The sequence below is a fragment of the Adhaeribacter rhizoryzae genome (assembly GCF_008629685.1).
Lineage (GTDB): Bacteria > Bacteroidota > Bacteroidia > Cytophagales > Hymenobacteraceae > Adhaeribacter > Adhaeribacter rhizoryzae.
This window is the reverse complement of sequence record NZ_VWSF01000011.1, coordinates 1-26101: the sequence shown is the minus strand read 5'-3', so window position 1 is coordinate 26101 and position 26101 is coordinate 1. Positions and strand designations below refer to the sequence as shown.

Here is a 26101-nt window from a genome sequence, read left to right as displayed (position 1 = left end):
AATATTAAATTGCTTCACCGGTTAATGAATTAATTAACTATTTAATTTCAACAATCAGCCATTTAGCAATTAACAATTTAACCATTCAACAATCTAACACTTCAACAATTCATTAAGCATTTATACCTTCGGCCGAGGCAATCAGTTCGGCAATATCAAAAACTTTAACGTCTTGCTCCCGGTCTTTATTTTTTACGCCATCCGAAAGCATGGTCATACAAAACGGACAAGCCGAAGCAATAATATTGGGTTCCAGGGCCAGGGCTTCTTCGGTTCGTTCAATATTTATGTCTTTGCGGCCGGGTTCGGGTTCTTTCCACATTTGGGCGCCACCAGCTCCGCAGCACAAACCATTAGCACGGCTACGCTTCATTTCTACCAAATCTACATCCAGTGCGGCTATTACCTCACGGGGAGCTTCGTAAATACCATTGGCCCGCCCTAAATAGCAGGAATCATGGAAGGTAATACGTTTACCTTTAAAAGCGCCGCCATCGGCCAGACGTACTTTGCCTTCGTTAATTAATTGCTGCAAAAACGTGCTGTGGTGAATTACTTCGTAGTTGCCGCCCAAGGCCGGATATTCGTTTTTAATGGTGTTAAAGCAATGCGGGCAAGCAGTTACAATTTTTTTAATGCCGTAGCCATCCAGTACCTGAATATTGGTCATGGCCTGCATCTGAAACAAAAATTCGTTGCCGGCTCGCTTGGCCGGGTCGCCGGTGCAGCTTTCTTCTAAACCCAACACCGCGTATTTAATGCCCACGTGTTCCAGTATTCGCACAAAAGCCCGCGTCACATTTTTGTATCTGTCGTCGAAAGCGCCGGCACAACCCACCCAAAACAATATTTCGGGCATTTCGCCGCGGGCCATGTAATCGGCCATGGTAGGTACCGTTATTTGTTTTTTGTTAGTCATTTTAGGTGATTAGGTGTTAGTAATTAGCTTTTAGTTTAATGGTCCGGGAATTCGCAAGCGTCAGCATATTCTCCATGTAAGCACTAATAACTAAGCACTAACTACTTTTTTCATTTAAGAACAAATTATCTGCCCAGTTCAATCTATCAGAAGGCGAAAATGCCCAGGGCGCGCCATTATTTTCAATATTGGTAAACATGCTGTTAAGGGCATTTGGCGCGGCCGATTCTTCTAATACCAAATAGCGCCGCATGTCCATAATAGAAGAAAGCTGATCGATATTCACGGGGCAGGCTTCTACGCAGGCGTTACAGGTTGTACAGGCCCAGAGTTCTTCGGGGGTTACGTAGCCGCGCAGCAAGGTTTTTTCTTCGGTAGTTTTTACCCGTTCTTCGCCTTGTTCCTGGTAATGGTTGGGCCGGAATATGGCCGGGTGTTCGCCTTTTTCTTCTAACCGGTCGCGGGTGTCCATAATTATTTTGCGGGGCGATAACAACTTACCGGTAATATTAGCCGGACAAACATCGGTACAGCGGCCACACTCGGTACAGGTGTAGGCATCCATCAGTTGCTTCCAAGTCAGGTCTTCTACGTCTTTGGCCCCAAATTTTTGCGGCTCAGTTCCTGCGGGTAGTACTGGCACCTGGTAGCTGGGGTCCAGCATGGCTTTTATCTCGTGGGTAATGCTCTCGTTGGTGGTAAACTGGCCTTTGGGTTCCAGTCGTGAATAATACACGTTGGGGAACGACATAATAATGTGGAAGTGCTTGGAACTGGGCAAATAATTCAGAAAAGCCAGAATACCCAGAATATGAATCCACCAGCCAGCCGTCCGGATAACTTCCAAAGTGGCTACATCGCTGCCAAAAATATTTATGAATAATTGACTGATAGGAAAACTACCCGCCAGTTCTTCGCCGCGTTGCTCGTAAATTTTTAAATCGGCAATATTAAAAGCAAATAAGGCCAGCATCAGCACAATCTCTACCACCAGAATGATATTCGCATCCAGCCGGGGCCAGGCGCGCATTTCGGGGCCGCGGGTAAGGCGGGGTACTTTGGTAATATTGCGGCGCGCCAGGAAAATAACACAGGCGATAATTACCAGGAAAGCCAATATTTCGTTTACCCCCATTAAAGCACTGTAAACCGGACCCAGAAAACGCAACACCCGGTGCGTACCAAAAATACCGTCTATCAATATTTCCAGTACCTCAATATTTATCACCAGGAAACCTACATAAACTACGGCGTGCAGCAAAGCCGGCCAGGGGCGCTTAAACATTTTCTGCTGCCCAAAAGCTACTAGCAACAATTTATTTAGCCGCTCAGAGGCGTTGCCGGCAATATTTTTAGCGCGGCCCAGGTTTATGTTTTTCCGGATTTTCCGGACTTGCCACACAAAGAGGCCAATACCCGCAATAACTACCAACAAGAATATTATATTACTAACCATGCAACAACAGCTTGGGGGTTCTGAATAGCGTTACGTAATGATAACAAAAGTAAACTATATCTTTTATAAAAAATTATTTCGCCGAACTATTGCGTAGTAGAATCAGAATACATACTTTTGCATACTTTTTAACCAAAAGGGCTGGTGATGTAGCTCAGTCGGTAGAGCAAAGGACTGAAAATCCTTGTGTCGTTGGTTCGATTCCAATCATCACCACCAGCTAAAGAAGCCTCAGAGAAATCTGGGGCTTTTTTTATGCATTCATCCCTCCGATTCTAAATTATTTGTACCGCAAACTTGCCCTATCAGGTAAGGTTAAGTTAAAAATAATTTTTGCTACAACCTTATTCCATTTAAACTAATATGTTTCTTTTTAACCAAGTTACTTCTTAACCAAGTTACTTCAGAAGCTGTTTTTAACTAAATGCAGTATTGCTTATTTGCTTAGCCTGATTCCCACGTTTTATTTTACTCAGCATAAATCAGAAACAAATACATATTGTTTTTACAATATTTGTAATATCCAAAATATTAATTTTAACATCTAAAATATAATTATAAGATAAGTCCTACGACAAAGCTTAAAATTGCGCTTAAAAGCATTTATAACGCAATTATTTACAACACCTGTTATAAAATATCTATTTATTTAAATTAAAAATATACATTTTTGTTACACAACACCTAAATTTCGTAGTTCTACAATCTTAAAAAAAGCTGTTTTTAAGCTACTAAGGCCATTATACCCAGAAAAATGCCTTAAAAAATACATGTTACAAAACACCCCACATTGTCCTTTTTTAAATATATAGCAACACCTATGTTTGTATAGTTAAAACACACAATGCCATGAATACTACCGAAATTCTGAACAAATCGTTGACCTGGTTATACTATAAAGAAAGAAAAACTACTGGTACCAACCGGAGCATTTCTAATCTGCAGCAGGGTAATAATGCGCCTCTGTCGGGCCGCATTACTGGTTACGACATTTACGAAAAGAATAAACGCAGTAATCATGCAATATCTTCGGTTAACCAAACAACTGAGGCGACCGATCTGGCTCAGGTAGCCCCGCAAGAACTGTATATTTTAACCCAGGTAATTCTGAATACGCTTAACACGGAGCCGGACAGATTTCACGATATGTCAGAGATTCCGGGTTTAGAAAATCGGGAATGGAACCAATTGGGCCAAATTGCTTTGTACCTGATGAAACAAGGCTGGATTGAGGCCAAAGGCACTGCTACCGGATTTTTGATAAAGCTAAGCATGCAGGGCAAAATTTACCTGGGCAACAACGAAGCTTGGGCATAATTACATTATGATTTAAGCAGGCAATATTTTAAAGCATAAAAAAGACTTATTGAGAATAATTTTTACAAATGCATATTTTTAGGGTTTAAGCAACTGCCCTTAGGTTAATTCCTGAGGGCAGTTCTTTTTTATACCTTTTGCTCCTAAATCAGCTTACTGCAGCATCCCGGTTATTCAGGTATTCTAACACTTCCTCAAACTGAGCCAAATCGCCTTGCGCCTGGTATTTCGCTATTCGTTCTGCCTCGCCCTGAATTAAATCTTTTCTGAGCGCCTTTTCGTTGCCTTGCGAATGAACGGCTTCGCCCAGCCAAGGCAAGGTTTCGCCGGGCTGGCTATAGAGCTTAACTTCGGGGTACAAACGCAAGGCAGCAGTAATAGCCGTCATGAAGGCGCGGGGTTGATGGAACGGCGGCGCTACCACCACCACAGTCTGGTAACCTTTGTGCTTTACTTGCTGCATCATGGCCTCTGCCTCCGATAAGGTATGTAATATTACATCGTAACCTACTGTTACTCCCTCCATGTTAGTTTCGGCTACATTCCAGGCTAGTAATTGCTTTTTCCAGGCATCGTACCCTAAATAACCGCTCCGCTCGCCAGTTTCGGCAAACATTATTTTAGGGGTAATACTTTTCTCTAATAATTGCCGCCCTTTAAATAATACCGAAGCCTGATTATCGGGCGTTTGGGCAAATAAATAGGTTGCATCTACGGTTCGGGGAATTGTATCGCAAAGCGCCCGAATTACCAGTTCAAACATGCTTTTTACTTTAAGCTTTATTTTTATTAAGGCTAATATACACGCCGAAGTCTAAAATAATGTTTTATTAAGTTGATCTTCAGCAATATTTCACTTAGTATATACCTGTAGTTTTATCGGTGGTATAGAGTATTTCCAGCGCTTCACAAAGCGAATGCAGGGTCATATACCACAGGTGTTAACCTGTAGCAAGCATTTCCGGGGTTTCGTTTTAATTATTCCGGCGAGCTAAAAATTGTTATAGCTTGTATAACAGCGGCATAGCCTTAATTCTTTTCCTCTGCTTAAATATAAATCAGATAAATCCTAAACAACCTTGCTAAATACGCGTTTTTAATAAGCAGAACTTTGTTTTATTAAATTCTTACATTTATGAAAAATTTATTTCCCTTATTATTAATCTTGTTGCTGGTTACAGGCAAAGTAGCAGCCCAGGATATTACCAGACCCCAGTCTACCGCGCCGGTAGCATTTGATGCAATACAAAAAGGTAATTGGCTGGTTGGCGCCGGCATTGGTAATATTAGTCATAACTTTAAGTCCGAGACTTTTAACCTTAATATTATGCCCCGGGCCGGTTATTTTATTAGCGACAATGCGGCTATTGGTGCCCAGGCTCTACTAGGAGCAACCTTTTACGATGGCGGCGAAAATTTCCTTTACGGAGCCACGCCATTTGTAAGGTATTATTTCCCGGAAGGAGCAGCCCCTACGCACCGTTGGTTTGGCGAAGCAACAGCTGGGTTTGCCGGTAGTTCTATGAAAGACAGCAGTGGTGATGCTATTTTTTCGTCGGTATTTGGTTTAAGCGCCGGCTATGCGCACTTTGTGGCCAGCAACGTAGCCCTAGAAGGCGTACTTAGTTATACCCGCACCAACGCCGATATTTCGGTGGGTAATGGCATGTCGGGCTTGTCGTTAGGTTTAGGTTTTCAGATTTACTTACCCGGCCGTGGTAACCGGTAATATTACCTAATATTTTTTCTGAGTAATAATTAGCTGCGGCAGGTTTGTTTAAATAATACCCAAGGTGGTAGAAAACAAGCCTGCCGTAATTATTGCTGCGATTTCCCTATTAAAAGAAGTTAACCGGGCACCGGAAAATTTAAGGTGTTTACTACTTTAAATATTTTAGCCTGGGCCAAGCCCTGGTATTGATAACTACCAAATTCCTCGGCTTTAAAATGCGGATTTTCATCTAAAAACTCCTGAAAAGCGCGTTTTTCGCCCAGGTTTAGGCTGGCCAGGTTACCAGAGCCCCAATCATCGAAGAATATAATAGCAATATCTTTAATTAAATCTTTACAGAAAGTAAGCGCCTCTTTTGCCGATGTATAAATATCACAATCTATCATAATCAGGCTGGCTTTTTGTATTTGGTGCTGCTGCTTTAACTCGGGGGTAAGGGTATCGGAGTACCAGCCTTTAATCAGAAAAGTTTTATTCCAATCTACGCCGTTATGGCTTAAGAAACACTTGGTAGCGGCTAATTCATTGCGAAATTGCCCCGGTTGCCAAAAGCCATTATCATCTTGGTTACTAATTGCGGGCATACCTTCGAACGAGTCGAAGCCGAACAACCGCACCGTTGAAAGCCGCTGCTCCTGTAAAACCTGGGACATGCAATTCAGCGAAGTGCCATGGCAAACCCCAAATTCCAGGTAATCGCCCAAATTATCCGGCCCAACAGTACTGGCCAGAAATAAGCAGGCTTTTTGGTACTGCGGCCACAGTTCATTAACAGATACTAACTCCCGAACGGTATTCTGCTCAGCCCATTCTTTTAATTTATGAGGCATTAATTTTTTAGCCGGACGCAGTACTTCGTGCACCTTTAGTTTGCGCAAAAAGGCTACAATTTCTTTTGAATTCATACCAGGCGCGTTAATTTTCTGTATTATTAAGGTAACTAAACTTGTTAATAAAACAAATTAATTTGCTTAAAATCAGAGAATTATCACCAAGGCAGAATAGCTCTTTTTCCTGGCATTGTAAACTACTGTATTTACCGAATACCAGGCCAATAAATTCAGGGAAGAAGCGGTTACGCACGTGGCAACCGCAGCTATTTAAATGAGCAGCTTTATATTAACTAATGTTTGCCGGCAAGCCAGTATTAACCGGACACCTTAAACTACCAGGCTCTCTTTTTTCTTTTCGGCAGCATAAACCGACGGCAAACAATTAAACTCGGTTTTAAAATATTTGGTAAAATATTTCGGATTATTAAACCCTACTTCGTAGGCGACCTCCGCAACGGTAAGCTGGCTTTCGGTTAATAATTGGGCCGCTCTTTTTAAACGAACGGTACGTATAAATTCTAAAGGCGCTTTACCTGTTAGGGCCAGTAATTTTTTATACAAATATACCCGGCTCATGCCCATTTCGCGGCTTAAGTCTTCTACCGAAAAGTCCGGATTGGCAATATTCTTTTCGGTGTATGCAATGGCCTTTCTGATTAATTTATCATCGAGCGAGGTAACCTGCACCTCTTGCGGTTTAACTTCTATTTTGGGCTGCAACGCATCCCGGAAATTAGCGTGCTGGTTAACCAGGTTGCGGATGCGGGAAAGCAGAATCTCGAAATTAAAAGGCTTAACAATATAATCGTTGGCCCCAGTTTGGTACCCGGTCATTTGCTGCTCTTCGGAGGCGTTGGCAGTTAACAGAATAACTGGCGTATTGGCCGTACGCGGGTCTTTCTTTATTTTCCGGCTGAGCGTAATGCCATCCATTTCGGGCATCATAATATCGCTTACCACCAAATCGGGGTTACAGGCCAGCACCTGCTGCCAGCCTTGTTTGCCGTCGGCGGCTTCTTTAATGGTATAATACGCCTGCAAATTATCTTTCAGGTAAAACCGAAAATCTTCGTTGTCTTCGATTAACAGCACCACCGGTTTTTTGCCGTTTTTATTACCAGTTAGCGCGCCATCCAGAGCATTATTTGCAGCAGAAATTGCTACCGGTGCCTGAATTTCTTCTACTACAGGTTTAGTAGCCGGCTTGGCGGTAAAGGTGTTGGTAACCGGTAATACTACTGTAAAGCAACTGCCCTCGCCCGGGGTACTCTGCACCGAAATATTGCCGCCGTGTAGCCGCACAAACTTTTTGGTAATAGCCAGCCCAATGCCGCTACCCTGGTTAACCATGGAGCCCGGAATATCGCTCTGGAAAAACTGCCGGAATATTTTTTCGTGGTTTTCGGGCGCAATGCCAATGCCGGTATCTTTTACTTTAATAATTATATGCTGGGCACTTTTGCCGTTTTTCCGGGAAGCCGCTACCAGGTTTAGCGCCAGGCTAATCTCACCGCCTTCGGGTGTAAATTTAAAAGCGTTAGAAAGCAGGTTAAACAATATTTTCTCCAGTTTATCCGGGTCAAACATTGTTTCTAATTCGTCAACTTCCGATACCAGGTTAAACCGGATATTCTTTTTCTCGGATAAATCGGAAAAAGATAAAGCCGTTTCTTTTATAAAATGAACAATATCGGCTTTAGAAGGATGTAAGTGAATTTCCTGCACTTCCATCCGCCGGAAATCGAGCAATTGGTTTACCAGGTTTAACAAACGCCGGGCGTTCCGGTGAATAAGTAACAAGTGGCTTTTCTGGCCTTCGTCGGTGGCGTTCTTAATAATTTTTTCGAGCGGCGTTAATATTAGGGTTAAGGGTGTCCGGAACTCGTGGCTAACGTTTGTGAAAAATTTAATTTTCATTACATCAAGTTCGTGGCGACGCTTGGCTTCCTGCCGCTCCTGCACAATCCGGAATTTAAGCCGTTCGCGCTCCAGCATAATATGCCGGGCTAGCCATAATAAAAGCAATGCCAAACACACGTAAGCCGCAATGGCCGGTATGGTTTGCCAAAAAGGCGGCAGAATGGTTATTTTTAATTTAATACCTTCTTCGTCCCAGAGTCCATCGTTATTAGCAGCTTTTACGCGCAACACATAAGTGCCAGGGTCTAGGTTGGTGAAGGTTACTTTCCGCAACTTACTATCGGCGGCCAGCCATTTATCATTAAAGCCTTCGAGCAAGTAAACAAATTGGTTTTTTTCGGGCTGCAGATACCCCAGCGCGGCAAACGCCACCGAAAACATGTTTTCGTGGTGTTTCAGGGTTATTTCTTTTTTTTCGGTAATGGCTTTATCCAGTACTACGCGCCCAGCCAGCGTATCGCCTACCTGCAGGCTCCGGTTAAATATTTCTAAATCGGTAAAAACCAGGGCCGGAATATTTTTATTTAAGGTAATGCGCTCGGGCTGAAAAATATTAAACCCCTGTACGCCCGCAAATACCAGTTCGCCACGCCTGGTTTTACAAACCGCATTATTGTTAAAAGCTTTGCCTTGCAAGCCATCTAGCTGGTCGTAGTTTTTAAAACTAAAACTGTACTCTCCATTGGGCTTTTTACCTATAACTAAATTAGATAAGCCGTTAGGCGTGCTAAGCCATAAATTATGCTGATTATCTTCTACAATGCTCAAAACGGTGTTATCGAGTAAGCCGTTTTCTTGCCGGAAACTCCGGAAACTATTGCGCCTTTTATCGTATAGATTCAGGCCCTCGTGCGTGGGTATCCAAATCAGGCCGCGGCTATCTTCAATAATGCTATTTACATTATTATTGCTTAACCCTTTGGGGTTGTTGTTATTGTTTACAAAGTGCGTAAACGTACCGGTAGCGGGGTTATATTGATCTACGCCGTAAGCCGTAGCAATCCATAAATAACCTTCGTGGTCTTCGATGATAGAAGAGATATAATCGGAATGTACCGAGTTTGGTTGACCTTGCCGGTGGTGCCGGAAAGTGTTTGTTTTTAGGTCGAAAAGGTCCAAGCCGCCCCCCAAAGTTCCCACCCACAAGTTACGTTTCGAATCTTCAAATATTTCCCAAACCCGGTCGTCGGCCAGGCTGTTGGGGTTAGCGGGGTTATTGCGGTAGCGGGTAAATTGCTGGCCATCGAAACTGTTTAAACCGCCAAAATAAGTACCTACCCAAAGCTTCTGGTCCCGGTCGAGGTGCAAACTCACAATAATATTATTGCTCAGGCTATTGGGGTCTTTGGGGTCGTGGCGGTACTGCTTAAATTGGTTAGTGGCCCTATCGAAATAAATCAGGCCGCCGCCGTTGGTGCCCAGCCATAAATTACCTTTGGCATCTTCTACTACCCGGTTTATATCGTTAAAGGGCAGGCTGGCCGTGTTGGTTGCCAAATGCTGAAATAATTTAAACCGGATAACATTTTCGTGGTAATAGTTTATGCCTTCTTTATAGGTGCCCACCCACACGGTGCCAATATTATCTTTATACAAGGCATAAATACTGTTCTGGCTCAAACTCCGGAAATCTTCGGGCTCGTGCACCAGGTATTTTATCGTAAAGGTTTTTTTATCTAATAAATTAACACCGCCGTGGTCGGTACCAATCCAAATTTTCTGGCGATTATCCTGGGTTATGCCTTTTACAATATTGGCGTTTAATTTTACTTTTTCCGATGCCTCGTGAATGTGGGTGAAGGTTTCGGCTTTAACATTATAGTAAAATAAACCCCGGGCCTCGTTTTTCATGTATATCCAGGGTTCGCCGTCGGCATCCGAAAACAGGCCATACCCATCGTGAGTTTGGCCATAACTCCGGTTCAGAAAATAATTCCGGGCAATAATTTTGTTTGTTTGGCTACTAATTTTCTCCAGCACCCCATCCTGGTGCATCAACCAGATATTACCTTGCATATCTTCGTCCAGGTCCGAAATCTGGTTCGAATGAATCGACAATGAATCTGAGGTGTCGCGCGCCAGCCGGATAGTTTTTTTTGACTTACTGTCATATTTAAAAATACCTTCGCGGGCATGTACAAACCAAAAGTTACCTTTCCGGTCTTTAACTATTTTCTGAATAGCCGCATCCGGAATACCGTATTTGCGCAGGTACTTTTCGGGTTTGCTCATAAACCGCTCGGTGCTGGGGTTGTAAATATTTAACCCCGACCACCGCGTAACCACCAGCAGCATTTGTTCCGGTCCTTCGGCTAAATCGCTGATGTAATTATTACGGATAGAAGTTGTATCGCGGATATCGTGCCGGAAAGCCTTAAAATTATACCCATCGAACCGGTTAAGGCCCGACATGGTACCAAACCACATAAAACCTTTACTATCTTGCAGCATGCAGTTTATTTGGTTATGCAAAAGCCCCTGGCTGCTGTTGAGCCGGGTAAATTTATACTCGCCGGTTTGGGCAAAAACCGCTAAACAAAGCGACCAAAGCAGAAAAGTACTTAAATAAATTTTATTACGCATGCGGGTTAAATCCACTACTAGCTTAAGGCAAAACGAAGATAAATATATAAAAAACAGCGCCCAAAATTCTGCCGGCACTACCGCTATAATGCTTGTAGAATAAAGTATTATCCTTAAAAATTACAAAATAGGTTTACCCACTACTAGTAAGAACAAGTACTTAGCCGGGGTATTACAAGAAAGGAAAAAAAAGGCAGAAAAGTTCTGCCAATGGGAGCTGCGCCCTTAAAATATTCAAAAACTGTAATAGATTACGTTTAAGGCCCGATTGCTTAAGATAAAGGCGCAATATTACTTGCCTGCTACCCATAAGCAATGAACCCGGGGAACCAACTAAAATATATTAGTTGATTAAATGTGGCACTAAATATTGCAGGTTGGTACTGCCAGCAAAAAGCTTTTAAACTGTAAATATTACGCTTTTTTACTTAACCGCTTAAAATAACGGGTCTTTTTAGCCGTATTCCGGATACTATATTTATCGGTTACCGCAACTTCTAAACCCCAATCTACTAAGCCGGCAAATTTACCGTTCTGCGCATCGTTGGTCATATCCATCAGGGCACAATCGCCGTTGTTTTGTAAGCCCCACGACCAAGCCAGCCAGCCAATCTGGTTTTTCTGGCATTCTTCCATAATAATTTTATGGTCGATGTATTTTTTGCAACCTACGCCCATCGGGGCAAATTCGCCTACTATTAAAGGCAGGTTCATTGCTACAGATTCTTTTATTTCGTTAATAATGCGGGTTTTAGCACCGTCTGGAGCAGTCCACCACATGTGTACCGAAAACAATAAATTCTTCTGCGGATCTTGCTGAATTAAATAAGGCCCGTTTGCCTGTAAAATATCAATGTTTTGCCCCCATCCGGTACCGTCAATTACCAGCGGGCACTTAAGGCCGGTATTCCGGATTTGGGTAATGGCACTGGTGTAGGCTTCGCGAAATTGCTCATCTTTTATTTCCCAGCCGCCTACTTCGTTGGCAATATTTAACAAGAGGTAAGGCTCATGTTTTTTTAGTACGGCTACTATTTCGGGCTTTACCCAATAATCAACCTGACGCTGCAATTTACTCCAATTACCCGTTGCACCGTGGAGTTCAGGCATCGGAATCATACCTTGAGCTATGCAGTTAGAAATAATTTTATCCAGGTTGGCGGCACTGCCTTTGGGGTTATCGTCGCTGCTAAGCCAAACCAGCCGTACCACATTGGCCCCGGTTTTGGCTATCTCGGCAAAAGTTTTTTCCCCGGTTAAATCCGAGGACCAGATAAACATTTCGTTTACCCCGCGCAATATTACTTGCTTCCCTTTGGGGTCGTACAAAAACCGCCCTTTTACCTGCATTGTACCTTGCGCCTGTGTGCGCGCGCAAATAGCAGTTAGCGATAACAACAGCATTAGAAAAAACTTTAACAACTTAGGATTATACATACACGAGCATTTAGCCGGAGTTCCGCCAATATATTGCTACCAAAGTTAAAGTAAAATGCCCCTTTAACTTGTTTAAAATGTTAAAATTTAAGATGGCATTTGTTAATACCTTATTCTTTTGGTTGTACGCCTCTGCAGTATTTTATTTATAAGGTCGCCTTAGCTTGAGAAATACGCGCTTATTGGTGCTTTTCTATCTGGTTGCCTGATGAAACCGGGTTGATGATTTGGTTATTTTTAACTGAAACTGATTCAGCACTGTTTTTAGCAACTGCTTTGGGTAATTGGGGCGAATATTTTGAGAACAGCATATCGTACATAATCTTAGCCCAGATTAATATACAAGGCACTGCTTTTACCACGTAAGGCTGAAAATATTCTTTGCGAATAAACCTAGGGAAAATATCGGTAGCGGCTAGTTGGGTAAATACAAAGGCCAGTACAAATAGCGCTAAGTTTTCGGGTTTACGTTGCTGCGAGAAATACCAGATTACCACGCCGCTCATGGCAATAATAAAAGTAGCCGATTCGGCCCGATGGTTAAATATAATTACCCAAATCAGCACCGAAGCCAAGGCTTGCAGCCGGAAAAAATAATTCTGGTAACAATTTACCCGCAACAGCGGCAAACAAAACAAGCAGGCACCTATCAGCAATACATGCAGCTTATCTGGTTTAAAATTAAACCAGGTTTTTAACCAACCCATCACCGAAAAGCCATCCGAAATAGAGTGGTCGTTTACCAGCAGGTGCAACCAGCTTTGGTATAAACCCCAAAATTGGTCTGCGGCTACTACGGTTAAGGGCAATAGAAAAAATAGGCCGGCCCAAATACCCGTATATAGCCCTATTTTCCATTTCTGCGGATAAAACAGGAACAAGGCCATGGCTACCAAGCCGAATAATTTGATGTAAACGCTAAACACAATACAGCCCGCCGCCCACCAATAATATTTCCGTTCCAGCAAACCAAACCCCAGTATAATTAAGCCGCCGGTAAGGGCATTACTTTGCTCGTTTTGCGTAGAGGTTAATAATTCATAAGCTACGGCCAACAGCATTATGGCCTTGGTTTTGCCGGGTAATTGCGGCAGGTAACGCATTCCCCAGAACAGCGTTAAGGCATTTACCAGATTCCAGAAGAGTAAGCCTATTAAATTGGGCAGCAGTGCAAACAGGCCGAAGAAAAGCGCAAAAGCCGGGCTATATTTATATAAATCCCAATGTTCCAGTAAATAATGCCGGTACAAATCTTTTCCGGCCAGCAGATGAAAAAAGGACTGCTTAAAAATTATATAGTTATTGTAATGGGTATAATATTGGCCGCTTCCGGCATTTAGCGATAAAGGTTTTAGATAGGCTTGTACAGAAGCAAAAACAGCAAAAGCGATAAAAACGATTAAAACTAATTTATAATCAACTTTAATTTTACTTAACCATCTCACCATTCGGCAGATACCTTTAACTTTTTAAGGTTCTACCAAATCAAAGGTTTTTGGTTACAGAAAGTTTAGGCCGCGGCTTTAAATTTATTTTTACGGCTGGTTCAGCTTTTCAAATTCCTGGCGGGTAACTTTAAATACGGTGCCGTGGCGCATTCCTTTCGGAAATACCATTTGCTCTGAAATATCGGTCCAGTTTTCTAAATCCGCGGATTGTACGGCTCCCATTTTACCCTCTGTATATTTATCGAAGTACACAATCCATTTCCCGCCCAGTTTTAAGCCTGTTGGTCCTTCGGCCCAATATTTACCCGTAATAGGCGGGCCGGCTTTGGTGTAAGGGCCGGTAAGATTCTTGGCTTTGGCTATTCGCAAATTTTTCTGGGCTGGCTCGCGGGTTTCGTCTTTCAGAAACATAATAAACTCTTTGCCATCGGGTACAATATTGGCGTCTATTACGTTAAAGCCGGGCTCGTACAAAAGCTTGGTGGGGCTGAAAGTTTTAAAATCTTTGGTGGTAACGTAGTACATGCGGTGGTTGTACCCATTATCTTCTTTCGATTGGGTTTCGGGGTAGAGGCCGGTAATAGTGGTTGCCCAGTAAATCAGGTATTGCTTGGTTTTGGGGTCATAGGTTATTTCGGGTGCCCACGTATTGCGGGCATTGGGCTCGTGCTCCATTACCGGAATATATTTCTGCTCCGACCAGTTAATTAAATCGGCGGAAGTAGCGTAACCAATACCCTTTTCGTTCCAGCTCACCGTCCAGACCATGTGAAATTTGCCGTCGTGGCCCCGAATAATATTGGGGTCGCGCATTAACTTGTCTTTACCAGCCGTAGGTTTCAGGAATATTTTATCGTTTTGTAAAGCTGTCCACTTATAACCATCGGTGCTGTAAGCCAGGTGCATGCCATCGCCGTTGCCTTTAAAGTACGAGAATAAAAGCACCTCATCCTTTTTTAATAATTGCTGGCTGTTAGCCGAAAAACTAAACAACAGCAGTAAGCCCAGCAGTAACTTTTGTGTATCTAAAAACTTCATACCTACACTTCTTAATTTTCGCTCTAATTTAATGAAATATTATTTTCCTATGCAGCCCTATTAGTCGGCAATTTATTTCGGTAGCAATAATTATTATGGAGGAGCAACCATACCGGAACTAAAATCCTGTAGAAAAGAAAGCGGCCACTTACCCGAATATTTTAGGTAAGCAGCCGCTCGTAAGTTTTAAAGCTACATTAAACTTGCTACAATATCTGCTTCATTTAAGAAAAATCAGTACCGGACAAGTTTTAGAGTTTTCCAGAAATTATTTCTTTGTTAAACTTGCTTTGTTCTGCAAGGCTTCGATCCCTGAGGCCAGGTACACAAATGGGGCATTCCAGTTAATGGCAATTTCGTTGGAAGCATAAGAGCAATCGTGGTCAATGTACATTTCGTCGGCGGAGGCATTAGAGGGGTAACCGGCGCATTTATCCTGCACATTGGCGCGGGCATTGGTGCCGCCCGATAACAAACCCGGTATTGGTTCTTTAATGCCATCGGCCACCGAAGGGCGGTGGTGCGGGTTCATAGTAGATTTTTTGCCGAAGCCGGTTAAGAAAGAAAAGCCAACCGCATTGCGCCCAAGTAAATAATCGAGGTTAGAAATGGCTCCTTCCAGGTATTTTTTGTCGTTGGTCAATTTATAGGCATTAATCAGGGCAATGCCTTGGTTGGCCGCCACCGAACTGCTGCCCCAAATGTAATCTTTCTCGGTTTTGCCCATTACCGTACGATAAGTACGCTCATTTGCGCCGGCTATTAATTCATCGGCGAAGGTTACTAAACGCTTTTTCAGCTCTGGCAAATCTTTTTTAGCTACCGGAGTTAAGCTGTTTTGGTGGCGGGCAAGCGTGTAATAACCCAGTAACCGCACCTGGTTCCAGCTTGGGAGCGGCATGTTGGTATCCGGAAATAAATTTACGGCGGTGTAATATTTATCCTGTTTGGTAGAAGCGTATAATTCCGAAGCGGCCCAAATAAATTCATCGCTGAACTCACGGTCGCCGTAAGCGCCGGTGGTTATTTTGGGTTCAAATTGATTATTATTAGTTTCCTGGTCGTAGATTACCTTCGGATTCTTCTGCGCCCACTCCCAGGCGCGGGTAGCGGCGGTTAACATACTATCGGCTAAACCCGGAAAATCTTTGTTGTAGTTTTTGTACACGCGGCTGGCCTGGGCCATAACGGCGGCAAAATTTAAAGCCGCGCCCGTTCCTTTTTGTACCACATAACGCGGTTTATCAGATTTATCGGGCATAACCATGCCATCGAAAGCCGGATTCGTTAACTTATGGTAAACGCCACCATCGTTCGGGTCTTGCATGGTCAGCATCCAGCGCAGGTTCCACAAGGCTTCATCTAAAACATCAGGCACCTGGTTATTGCTTTCCGGAATATTTAATTTTTGGGTTTTAAAATATGCCGGAAAGTCTTCGTAAGCTGCCAGCAGCGTGCCCGTAGTAATGCCACTGTTTACAATATATTTGTTGTAATCGCCGGCATCCAGCCAGCCTCGGGTTGAATAAATAACCGTACCAGTTGGGCGTTTGTCCGAAGCCGCCGAAGGATGCACGATAGCTTTGCTATCAGGGTGGCCGGCTTTCCGGTGCCATTTACCGGCGTATTTCTCCGGCAAATCAATCGACATGCGCTGGTAATAAAAAGCTTTTAAGCCGGCATCGGCCACGGCTTTATGTACCTCAGGTTTGATACTAAAGGTATAGGACTTACCTACTCCGGGAATTTCCAAAACATAAGTACCTGGTTTATTGAAGCCGGAAAAATCGGCAATGCGGGTTGGCTTTTTCGAGAATTCGTTGGGTTTGCTTTGGGTAAGCTGACCGGTAAAAACAGTTTTGCTGCCATCGGCGGTTTTCAGGTAAAACTTACCCCCATTATTTTCGCCTACTACCACAGCAACTTTGGTGGCCGCCGGGTAAAACCCAATTTGGTTAAGCCGGATATTATCGGCAATGCTCTGCGCTTGCACCGCCGAAATAAATAAAGAAAAGGAGGCAATAGAAAGTATTTTTTTTAATGCATGCATGTTTAGTAAAGTAAAGTAGGTTAAGCGTATGAAATGATTAGTGACATATTATTTATAATCGATAGCCTATACCTTAAAAGATTGGTTTTGCTTGTAAGTCCGGAAATCCTAAATAAGATTTTACTTTAAATGAAAAGGAGCTTTTAGGCCTTTGCCAGTAATAATTATTGTGGCAACAACTCCAGGTTGTTTGTGCCGGCATTCTTTTTGCAGTATAGGTTCTTTTATAATTTTCTTTTAATAAATAATGGCAAGCTCTCACTTGCCATTATTTATCAGGTTAGTCTTAATATTTGATTATAAAAATCAAACGTGGCAGAATAAGTAGCTGCCAACAGGAATATTACTTTGTTGTATTAATAATCCGGATATTATCAAAACCAAGGGTTACAGGCACATCAGCCGCATTGGTATTAAAAGCAGCAACCCGGATTTGTTTACTTGCCAGTGCATCGCTGTATTTACTATACTTAGTTGAGCCATTGGCTAAATTAGCAAGCGGAACGGCTACGGTATACCATTTACCATCGGTTGAACGAACAAAGTTTTTCAGGTCTACTTTAGCGTCATACTCTTTACCATCGGCGGCCGGAATCATTACCTGCACTTGAATACCGTTTAAATTAGTATTAGCTGCAGCTACTTCCATTCTAACTTCAAAATTAGCAATTGGGTCATTGGCATTATAGTTAGCGGCCGGCGTTGTTGGCAAAATCTGAGAGCCTGCACCATAATCGGCAAAATGCATTACTCTGGCGTTAGCCCAACCACCGTTACCCGGAACTGCCATTTGAACTGTTCCAAATTTACCATCAAGGCCATTTATACCTGGTGCGCTGGTTACAATATTTTCGCCAGGTATGCCCCAACCAAAAAAGCTCTTATTATCGAAATTAGAGATTAAACCTAAAGTGCTATAAAGCTGGGTTCTGGCATTAGCCGCAGACTTACCACTTTCTGAAGTTACAATAACACTTCCCTGAGCAGGGGTAACACCAGCAGGCACCGTTACAGTTAGCGTAGTTCCGTCTGCCGATGCAGTTACGTTTGTAGCTTTTACACCACCCGGGAAAGTTACATCTTTCACAAAGTAGAAATATTTACCGTAAAGCGTAAGTACATCGCCCGCCTTAGCAGCCTCATTACTCATGGCTTCTATTATTGGAGCAGGCGGCAATACCGTAAAATCGTAAACGGCTTCGCCTTTAGAATTACTAACAACCAGTTTATTAGAAACATTGGTGGCAGTAGCAACTGTAGGGGTTAATTCCGGAATGCGAACAATCACATAGTTTTCAGACGCATAAGCGGTATTAAAACTAGCATTGTACCCATTAAAAGTAATAAAACGGGTATCTTCCAGGTTTCTGCCCTTAATAACAATGATTGAACCTAAGGTTGATTGTTTAAAAGTACTATCGGCCTTGGTTGGGTCCATAGAGCGGACAGCCTCAATTACAGGGGCCGCCTTGGCTTCAGCCGGTGCCGTAGGGTCTTCTTCTTCACAGGAGAAAAGGGCTCCTGCCACGAACAACAGCAGCAGAAAGCTTATTCGATTGATTGAATTTATGGTAAACTTCTTCATACATTAATTTATTTTATCTGTCTGCCCTAAAATCCTAAAATATTAGTGCAGACAGCATATTAACCTTTATTGAAATTGATAAGGAACTGGCGTTTTCCGTAAGTTAGGAGCCCGGCTAAGCTCTGCCGCCGGATATGGCACAAAGAAGCTAGCCTCATCTACTGAATAAAACTGCGGCGTAACCGATTCGATGGTCCAGGAAGTAGCATTTACTTTGGTATTAGGAATAATCCGGTACGTTCCTCTGTCTTGCTGGCTTAACTTTTGTAAAGCCAAAGTCGGGTTATAATAATGTAACCGCGCAATATCGTACCAAGATTGGCCTTCCATAGCTAACTCTACCCGTCTTTCTTTGTAAATATCTTCCCAGGTAATGCTTGTTTTAGCCGGCACACCACCTCTTACGCGCACCGCGTTAAAGGCCTCCAAAGCTGCTACATTAGACGTAGAAGCATTATTACCCAAAACAGCTTCCGCGTAAATTAACAATATCTCGGCATAACGCATCAGGTAAGTCTGGATTTCGGTACCCATTTGGATTACTTTACCATCATTATCTTCCGGACGGCCTACTACATATTTTTTAATATTAGCCCGCGATTTGAAAGCATCTGCTCCATTATTATCGGTGGTTACCTGTAATGGCCGCTTCATTTTGGCGCCTGGTTTATTCGGGTCGTTTACTTCTTCGGTAATGTAAGAATAAGTATCGCCAGGGAACATGTAGGTAGCTTTCCGCCGTTTATCACCAGTTTCGTAGGTTTTTAACATATCCATGGTAGCACCGTGGTCGCCACCCCAACCATCGCCGAAGCCGGTAATGCTCGAAGAGAAAGCCATGTAAGCTTGCTGGGTATTTTGCGCACCCCAATAAGTATTACCACCGTTGTATACCCACTGCAAAGCCGCTACTGTTTCTTCGTTGCCATTGTTTTTGGTTAAAAACAAATCTTCATAAACTGGCAGCAACTTATAAGCATTGGCATCCATAACGCTTTTAGCATAGTAAGCAGCGCTATCTAAATCTGCCTGGCGGCGCGTGCCATTACTACCTACACCAGCCCGGGTCAGGAACATGCGCGATAACATACCTTGAGCAGCATATTTGGTAAGCCGCGATTTTTGTACCGGAGTGGCCGGTAATACTTTAGAGGCATATCTGATATCCCGGATAACAAACTCCCAAATACTTTCTACGGTATTGCGGGTTACAGAAGTATCTGTTAATATTTTCGTGTTATCCTCAATTAGAGGTACTGGCCCGAAAGTTTGCACCAGATAAGAGTAAGCCAAGCCCCGGAAGAACCGGGCCTCACCCATAGCATGCAGCTTAATATTATCTGGTACTGTTGGCGCCGCGTATTTCTGCACATTATTAATTACCGCATTTGATTGCCCAATAATGTTAAAAAATGACTGCCAAGCACCATTTACCGATTCCTGCGTAGGAGAACTGGCTAACCGCACGTGCTCCATTTCATAGGAAGGCGAAAAGAATGTTCCGCCACGGCCGTCACCAATACCAACAGCAGCTTTATCGTTGTAACCAAACCACACACCACTATATAAAGGGGCGGTTGCCATTAAAACCTGATCGGTGGTTTTGTAATATTCTATATCCGTAATCCTATCTAAAGGCGGACGGTCCAGGAAATCTTCTTTACAGCTGGTGAACAAACCTAATAGCATCAGGCCCGCTGCAAATTTTTTATAATTTATGTTAAACATTTTCTAAGCTGTTAATTATTAAAAATCTACTCCTACACTTAAAGTATACATTGGGGTTAATGGATAACGACCAAAGTCTACCCCAATGGTTTGCGCACTTACCTGCGCATCACGACCTACATAAGCGCCCACTTCCGGGTCGAAGCCTTTGTATTTGGTGAAAGTAGCTAAGTTCTGTATCCCAAAGGTTAAGCGGGCGCCTTGTACAACACCTTGTCTGTCTAACAGTGTTTTTGGAATATTATAGCCAATCTGCACGTTTTTCAAACGAAGGTAGGAGCCGTCTTCTACATACTTGCTGGTAATACGCTGGAAGTTACCGTTAACGTTAGCAGACGTAATCCGGGGCACATCGTAACCTGGGTTTAACAAGGTAGGATTATTGGCATCGCCTCCAATTCTGGCGTAGTTGAAGGTTTCTTTCATCATGTTCTGCCCAAGGTTAATGTTATTGGGGTTGGTGTTATAGAACCGAACATAGTTGAAAACATCATTGCCATAAGAACCAGTTATTAATACCATCAGGTCGAAGCCTTTGTAATTGAAGGTGTTGGTGAAACCGAAGGTTGCTTTTGGCCAAGGATTACCAATAAAAGCCTGGTCTCTTTCGTCAATTACATTATCGCCATTGATATCTCTGTACTTCGTGTCACCTACTGAAACGCCTTCAACTGTAATAACGCCATCAGCATTCTTTACTTCAATTGGTAACTCTACCCCGTTACGGGTTGGCAAGGCACTGGCCTCAATCTCTTGTCTCGACTGGAAAATACCATCTTCGATATAGCCATAGAACTGCCAAGGAGCCTGACCAACTACTGCCCGCTGCGTAAAGGCACGCATAAACCAGGCTGAACGCTCTACAATAGCCGAAGCGGAATAGAATTCGGTTACTTTAGGCCGGAAACCCGAAACATTGAAATTGGTATTCCAGGTAAAGCCGCCGCGGTCGATGTTAACGGTATTTAAGCTAATGGCATAACCTTTGTTTTCCAGTGCACCAATATTTACATTTGGTTTACCAATACTGCCGTTTCCGGTAGCACCCATGTAATCTGGCAAAGGCAAGGTCATTAAAAGGTTATCGGTTTTCTTAATATAAAAATCACCTTCTAACTGAATCCGGTTATCTAATAAAGCCAGGTTAAATCCAATGTTGTTGGTTTTGGTTTCTTCCCATTGTAAACTAGGGTTACCGTACTGACCAACCACGAAGCCTGAACCCCAGGTAGTAGGAATAGTAGTCATGGGGGCATAAATACCACCAGAGCCTTGGTTACCGGTTAAACCAGTTTCAAACCGCAGTTTAAAGTCGTTCACCATCGGTAACGATTTCATGAAAGTCTCCTGCGAAATATTCCAGGCGGCAGAAACAGATGGGAAAACGCCCCAACGGTTATCCGGACCAAAGTTGGAAGAACCATCGGTACGGATAGCACCTTGCAACACGTATTTGTCGTTGAAAGTATAAATAACCCGGCCTAAATAAGATTCTAAAGACCAATCGCTCAGGTTGCTATTATTAGTCTGGCCTTGGGTATTACCTGCTCTTAATACCGGAAAGTCATTAGATAAAAAGCCTTGTCTGCTACCCGAAATATCTTCGTAGTTTCCGGACTGAGATTCGTGGCTGGCCATGGCATTAATGGCGTGCTTGCCAATGGTTCTGTTGTATTGCAACAACTGGTTCCAGTTCCAGTAAGTGCTGGTTGAGTTGCTAGCATTTAAGGTAGCGGTTGGGTTGTTACGGCCACCAATCTGGTAAGAAGGAACAAAATAATTAGACTTGCCAAAATTAGCATTACCACTTAAAGAGGTACGGAAAGTTAAACCTTTAAAAATGCTGAAATCTGCGTTTAAGCCCCCAATAACGCCCCTTCTTTGCAGGGTGTTTTCCACTAAATTGGCCATTGCAATCGGGTTTAACGGAGTATATTGCACTGCCGCGCCGTTTGTTTCATCGGCACCACCCCAGCTACCATTAGGATTTACTACAGAAATACCCGGCGACATTTGCAGTGCCGTAATAATTACGTTTTCCTGCGTGGCCGCTAAGTTTTCATTTGTCTGGTTAACTGCAATATTGGTCGATAATTTAAGCCACTTACGCGCTTGATTGTCGGCATTTAACCGGAAAGAATAACGTTTGAAATTAGAACCAACGGCAATACCGTCCTGGTCGAAATATTCACCCGAAATATAAACCTGCGTTTTCTCGCCACCGCCTGATAAACTTAACTGATGCTTATTTAATGGCGATCTTCTGAAAAGCGCTTCTTGCCAGTTAGTGCCATTACCCAGAATAGAAGGGTCCTGGAAATCGAGGTTTGGCGTTGCACCGGTTAAGGCCCGCATTTCGTTGGTCATGATGGCATATTCCTGCAAATTCATTACCTCTACTTGCTTAGGTTTATCCTGCAAAGAATAGGTATAGCCATAATTAACCTTCATGTCGCCGGCTTTACCTCTTTTGGTAGTAATTAAAACTACCCCGTTCGTTCCTCTGGAACCGTAAAGCGCAGTGGCCGATGGCCCCTGCAGAATCTCCATCGATTCAATATCAGCGGGGTTTAAGCCGGCTAATGGGTTAGAAGAACTGGTTGAGCCAAAACTTACGTTACCTGGTTGTAATTGAACCCCATCAATAACATAAAGTGGTTCGTTGGTTCCGTTAATAGAGTTAATACCCCGAATATTTACCGAAACACCACCGCCCGGCTGACCGGTATTTTGGGTAACATACACCCCCGCAGCGCGGCCCTGAATGGCTTGCTCTACCGTAGTGTTTACTGTTTTCTGAATTTCGGCCGCTCCAATAGTAGTCTGAGCACTTGTTAAATCACTGCGTTTTACTTCGCCGTAACCCGTAACAACTACTTCACTCAGCATTTTAGCGTCTTCTTTCAGGCCAATGTTAATGGTTGTTCTGTTACCTACTGTTACTTCCTGGGTTACAAAACCCACAAACGATACTACTAAAACATCAGTAGGAGCCGCTTCTAAAGAGAAATTACCGGTTACATCGGTAGCCGCACCATTATTAGTGCCTTTAACTACAATACTAACGCCCGGTAAAGCCGAGTTATCGGTAGCTGAAGTTACCTTACCCGTAACGGCACGTCTGGCGGCTTGCGCCATACCGTCGTAAGCCTGGATAAAAATGGCCATTAAAATAGCCATAACTTTCCAGGCAGTTTTAAATCTAAAGACACGATTACTTTTTAGATAATCTTTGTCTGGGTACATGTTTTTACTCATAAAGGAATTTGAATTAGGTGGTAAATTTTAATTTGTGTGTGCATTAATTATTAGGTTGTTCAATCTTGGTGTTACTAAAGTTTTAAGGGTTTAACTCTATTTAAAAAATTACTATTTCAATTACTTATTACTTTAATGTTTGGCTTTTAAGCCTCAACCACGCAGAGCTTCCCGCTTCTTATATGTTTAAATTACCAGTGTATTTATTTGCACGCTTTAGTTACTATTCACTCGGAACTACTCAGAAAAATAAATCTTTGCGTTATTGGTCTGTTTATCAGTACCGGCAGCATCTATCTTTCTCTGCCAACCAGCTAATTGCCCAATTTTAAAATATTGTATTTTTCCGCAAACCCAGTAGCTACTTAAATAAATATTTAATTTCTGATTTTTGCTTTCTGCGGCCTAATGCTTTCGATAAAACCTTGCTACCTCCAATATTTCAGAGCACTTACTCCTTTCTGCTAACATAAATGTAGGCACATTCTGTTAATTAATGGATTTCAAATGTTTTAGATATAGGGTCGAAATGTTAACAACGTAGGCTTTTTGGTTAAAAACAGGTGTTTTTAAGCAAGAAAGAGGGCCAATTGCGGAAAGGTCAATAACCAAAGTAGTTTAAAGTGCTGTAATAGCTGTTTTAAGTTTAGGCTGAATATTTTTTGATAAGAGCTATTCTTAATTTAGAACATATTTAATAATATCGTTTTTTGAATTTATATCCTTTACGTACTTTTTACAGTATATTTTTCTAAAGAATCTGTTTATATCAGAATACTTTTCAATGAAAATAAAGCTTTATTGAAAAAGCACTAAACAAAGGCTTGGTTTAACTTATTTTATAAATATTAAGGATAAACCTACCAGTTAGGCAGTTTACATTTAGTACTTTTATGGGGTTAATCAGTAAAATATTGGTTGATATCTCTGCTGTTTTCGTCTAACTTCAACTTTATGTAGTGCAGCAAAATAAAAGTCTGCTGCTTTTTTTATTCTCCTCTAATCTATTCTATGAAATTTATCTGCTAATAATTCTGTTTTTCAGATTAAATCTTTAGCCGCAGATAGAGTTCTGCTTCGGATTGCTTAATTTTATATTTTCTTAAATATTTAAAATGCCATTGTTCCGTACTAGTCTGTTCTTATGCCTGCTACTAGCCGTATGTCTTTTACCAGGCTGTGAAAACAAGAAAACAACAGAAGTAAAAAATACGCCTCCCGCCGAAACTTTATTTTCTTTATTATCCCCCGAAAAATCTAATATACAGTTTAGCAATACGCTTACCGAGAGTGCCGCCGGCAATGTACTAACCTACCAATATTTTTATAATGGGGGCGGTGTAGCCGTTGGCGATATAAACAATGATGGCTTGCAGGATATTTATTTTGCTGGCAATATGACCCCAAACCGCCTTTACCTGAACAAAGGCAATATGCAGTTTGTAGATATTACCCAGCAAGCAGGTGTTGCGGGTAAAGAATATGCTTGGAAAACCGGGGTAACCATGGCCGATGTTAATGGCGATAATTTACCGGATATTTATGTTTGCTACTCGGGTAATATGCCCGAAGAAAGCCGTGTAAATCAGCTTTTTATTAACCAGGGCGCAGATGCTAACGGTACCCCTACCTTTATAGATCAGGCTAAAGCATACGGGTTAGCCGATTCGGCTTTCAGCACGCATGCCAGTTTCTTTGATTACGACCGCGATAATGACCTGGATATGTTCTTGTTAAATCACAATCCGGCCTTGTTCCGCAACCTCGACGATATAGCCTTTAAGGAAATATTAAAGCAAACCGAACCTATGATGCGGGTAAAATTGTTCCGCAACGAAAACGGGCATTTTACAGATGTATCGGACAAAGCCGGCCTGCACGGCTCGGCTCTTACCTACGGTTTAGGAGCCGGCATTGCCGATATTAATGCAGATGGCTGGCCCGATATTTATGTTTCGAATGACTACTCTGCGCCCGATTATCTTTACATAAATAATGGCAATGGCACCTTTAGCAACAAGCTACGTTCCGGCATCGGGCATATCCCCATTTACTCCATGGGGAACGATATTGCAGATATTAATAATGATGCCTTACCGGATATTTATACTTTGGATATGTTGCCGGAAGATAATCGCCGGCAAAAGCTGTTATTTTCACCGGATAATTACGAGCATTTTAACCTTTTTCTGCGCGCAGGCTTTCATTACCAATACATGCGCAACATGCTGCAGGTAAATAACGGCAATGGCACTTTCAGCGAAGTAGGGCAATTAGCCGGAATATCTAACACCGACTGGAGCTGGGCACCTTTGTTTGCCGATTACGACAATGATGGCTGGAAAGACTTGTTTGTTACGAATGGCTTTCTGCGCGATTTCACCAACCTCGATTTTATTAAGTACAGAAGTTCTTACATTCAAAGCATAAATGGGCAAGTTGGGTCGCAGGATATTAAAAATTTACTAGAGAAAATACCTTCGTCTAACGTAAATAATTATATCTATAAAAATAACGGTAATCTTACGTTTGCTAATAAAGGTGCCGATTGGGGCTTTAATATACCCTCAAACAGCAACGGAGCGGCCTACGCCGACCTGGACAACGACGGCGACTTAGACCTGATTACAAATAACCTGAACCAACCCGCCTTTATTTACCAGAACCAATCCAGTAAGCAACTAAGCCACCACTACTTGCAACTGCAACTGGCGGGCAGCGGCCAAAACACGGCTGGCGTGGGCGCCAAAGTTTTCCTGTACGCTAACGGGCAGCAACAATACTTAGAGCAAATGCC

Annotated in this window: 15 protein-coding genes and 1 tRNA gene; 4 read left to right on the top strand and 12 right to left on the bottom strand. The window is 42.7% G+C overall.

Features of this window, described 5'->3' with window-relative positions:
- Positions 1–112: 112 nt before the first annotated feature.
- Entirely contained in the window at positions 113–919 is an 807-nt protein-coding gene (locus F0145_RS14575; RefSeq protein WP_223816077.1) for a (Fe-S)-binding protein, read from the bottom strand.
- A gap of 97 nt (positions 920–1016) precedes the next feature.
- Complete coding sequence (locus F0145_RS14570) at positions 1017–2375, bottom strand: (Fe-S)-binding protein (protein WP_150089161.1); 1359 nt, start codon at positions 2373–2375, stop codon at positions 1017–1019.
- Between the two features lie 143 nt (positions 2376–2518).
- Here F0145_RS14570 and F0145_RS14565 point away from each other — a divergent pair.
- Both F0145_RS14565 and F0145_RS14560 read left to right on the top strand, forming a co-directional pair.
- A tRNA-Phe gene (locus F0145_RS14565) sits at positions 2519–2594 on the top strand.
- A 630-nt stretch (positions 2595–3224) separates the two neighbouring features.
- Positions 3225–3692: a hypothetical protein gene (locus tag F0145_RS14560; RefSeq protein WP_150089159.1), complete on the top strand. Its 468-nt coding sequence runs from the start codon at positions 3225–3227 to the stop codon at positions 3690–3692.
- Positions 3693–3840: 148 nt separating this feature from the next.
- Here the strand turns inward: F0145_RS14560 and F0145_RS14555 are convergent, their stop codons facing one another.
- Entirely contained in the window at positions 3841–4455 is a 615-nt protein-coding gene (locus F0145_RS14555; RefSeq protein WP_150089157.1) for a YdcF family protein, read from the bottom strand.
- A gap of 372 nt (positions 4456–4827) precedes the next feature.
- Between F0145_RS14555 and F0145_RS14550 the strand changes: the two genes are divergently transcribed.
- Entirely contained in the window at positions 4828–5421 is a 594-nt protein-coding gene (locus tag F0145_RS14550; RefSeq protein WP_150089155.1) for a porin family protein, read from the top strand.
- 119 nt (positions 5422–5540) lie between these two features.
- Here the strand turns inward: F0145_RS14550 and F0145_RS14545 are convergent, their stop codons facing one another.
- The 9 genes from F0145_RS14545 to F0145_RS14505 all read right to left on the bottom strand — a co-directional run bounded on the left by F0145_RS14545 (position 5541) and on the right by F0145_RS14505 (position 23304).
- Positions 5541–6329, bottom strand: a complete 789-nt coding sequence (locus F0145_RS14545; RefSeq protein WP_150089153.1) for a class I SAM-dependent methyltransferase — start codon at positions 6327–6329, stop codon at positions 5541–5543.
- Positions 6330–6584: 255 nt separating this feature from the next.
- Entirely contained in the window at positions 6585–10760 is a 4176-nt protein-coding gene (locus tag F0145_RS14540) for a hybrid sensor histidine kinase/response regulator transcription factor (protein ID WP_150089151.1), read from the bottom strand.
- A 414-nt stretch (positions 10761–11174) separates the two neighbouring features.
- Complete coding sequence (locus tag F0145_RS14535; protein ID WP_150089149.1) at positions 11175–12197, bottom strand: glycoside hydrolase family 5 protein; 1023 nt, start codon at positions 12195–12197, stop codon at positions 11175–11177.
- A gap of 179 nt (positions 12198–12376) precedes the next feature.
- Positions 12377–13645: a glycosyltransferase family 87 protein gene (locus F0145_RS14530; RefSeq protein ID WP_150089148.1), complete on the bottom strand. Its 1269-nt coding sequence runs from the start codon at positions 13643–13645 to the stop codon at positions 12377–12379.
- Positions 13646–13732: 87 nt separating this feature from the next.
- Positions 13733–14683, bottom strand: a complete 951-nt coding sequence (locus tag F0145_RS14525) for a glycoside hydrolase family 43 protein (protein WP_150089147.1) — start codon at positions 14681–14683, stop codon at positions 13733–13735.
- A gap of 268 nt (positions 14684–14951) precedes the next feature.
- Positions 14952–16733, bottom strand: a complete 1782-nt coding sequence (locus F0145_RS14520; RefSeq protein WP_150089146.1) for a glycoside hydrolase family 9 protein — start codon at positions 16731–16733, stop codon at positions 14952–14954.
- Between the two features lie 343 nt (positions 16734–17076).
- The gene (locus F0145_RS14515; protein WP_150089145.1) at positions 17077–18318 is read right to left on the bottom strand and encodes a glycan-binding surface protein; all 1242 of its coding nucleotides are present in this window, start codon (positions 18316–18318) and stop codon (positions 17077–17079) included.
- 66 nt (positions 18319–18384) lie between these two features.
- A complete protein-coding gene (locus tag F0145_RS14510) occupies positions 18385–20046 on the bottom strand; it encodes a RagB/SusD family nutrient uptake outer membrane protein (protein ID WP_150089144.1) in 1662 nt (553 codons plus the stop codon).
- Positions 20047–20064: 18 nt separating this feature from the next.
- The gene (locus F0145_RS14505; RefSeq protein ID WP_223816076.1) at positions 20065–23304 is read right to left on the bottom strand and encodes a SusC/RagA family TonB-linked outer membrane protein; all 3240 of its coding nucleotides are present in this window, start codon (positions 23302–23304) and stop codon (positions 20065–20067) included.
- Positions 23305–24419: 1115 nt separating this feature from the next.
- Here F0145_RS14505 and F0145_RS14500 point away from each other — a divergent pair.
- On the top strand, positions 24420–26101 hold a 1682-nt coding region (locus F0145_RS14500; protein WP_150089143.1), incomplete at its 3' end, for an FG-GAP repeat domain-containing protein.

Coding starts and splice junctions, on each gene's coding strand:
- F0145_RS14575 (WP_223816077.1), bottom strand. CDS start 919: ATGACTAACAAAAAACAAATAACGGTACCTACCATGGCCGATTACATG.
- F0145_RS14570 (WP_150089161.1), bottom strand. CDS start 2,375: ATGGTTAGTAATATAATATTCTTGTTGGTAGTTATTGCGGGTATTGGC.
- F0145_RS14560 (WP_150089159.1), top strand. CDS start 3,225: ATGAATACTACCGAAATTCTGAACAAATCGTTGACCTGGTTATACTAT.
- F0145_RS14555 (WP_150089157.1), bottom strand. CDS start 4,455: ATGTTTGAACTGGTAATTCGGGCGCTTTGCGATACAATTCCCCGAACC.
- F0145_RS14550 (WP_150089155.1), top strand. CDS start 4,828: ATGAAAAATTTATTTCCCTTATTATTAATCTTGTTGCTGGTTACAGGC.
- F0145_RS14545 (WP_150089153.1), bottom strand. CDS start 6,329: ATGAATTCAAAAGAAATTGTAGCCTTTTTGCGCAAACTAAAGGTGCAC.
- F0145_RS14540 (WP_150089151.1), bottom strand. CDS start 10,760: ATGCGTAATAAAATTTATTTAAGTACTTTTCTGCTTTGGTCGCTTTGT.
- F0145_RS14535 (WP_150089149.1), bottom strand. CDS start 12,197: ATGTATAATCCTAAGTTGTTAAAGTTTTTTCTAATGCTGTTGTTATCG.
- F0145_RS14530 (WP_150089148.1), bottom strand. CDS start 13,645: ATGGTGAGATGGTTAAGTAAAATTAAAGTTGATTATAAATTAGTTTTA.
- F0145_RS14525 (WP_150089147.1), bottom strand. CDS start 14,683: ATGAAGTTTTTAGATACACAAAAGTTACTGCTGGGCTTACTGCTGTTG.
- F0145_RS14520 (WP_150089146.1), bottom strand. CDS start 16,733: ATGCATGCATTAAAAAAAATACTTTCTATTGCCTCCTTTTCTTTATTT.
- F0145_RS14515 (WP_150089145.1), bottom strand. CDS start 18,318: ATGAAGAAGTTTACCATAAATTCAATCAATCGAATAAGCTTTCTGCTG.
- F0145_RS14510 (WP_150089144.1), bottom strand. CDS start 20,046: ATGTTTAACATAAATTATAAAAAATTTGCAGCGGGCCTGATGCTATTA.
- F0145_RS14505 (WP_223816076.1), bottom strand. CDS start 23,304: ATGAGTAAAAACATGTACCCAGACAAAGATTATCTAAAAAGTAATCGT.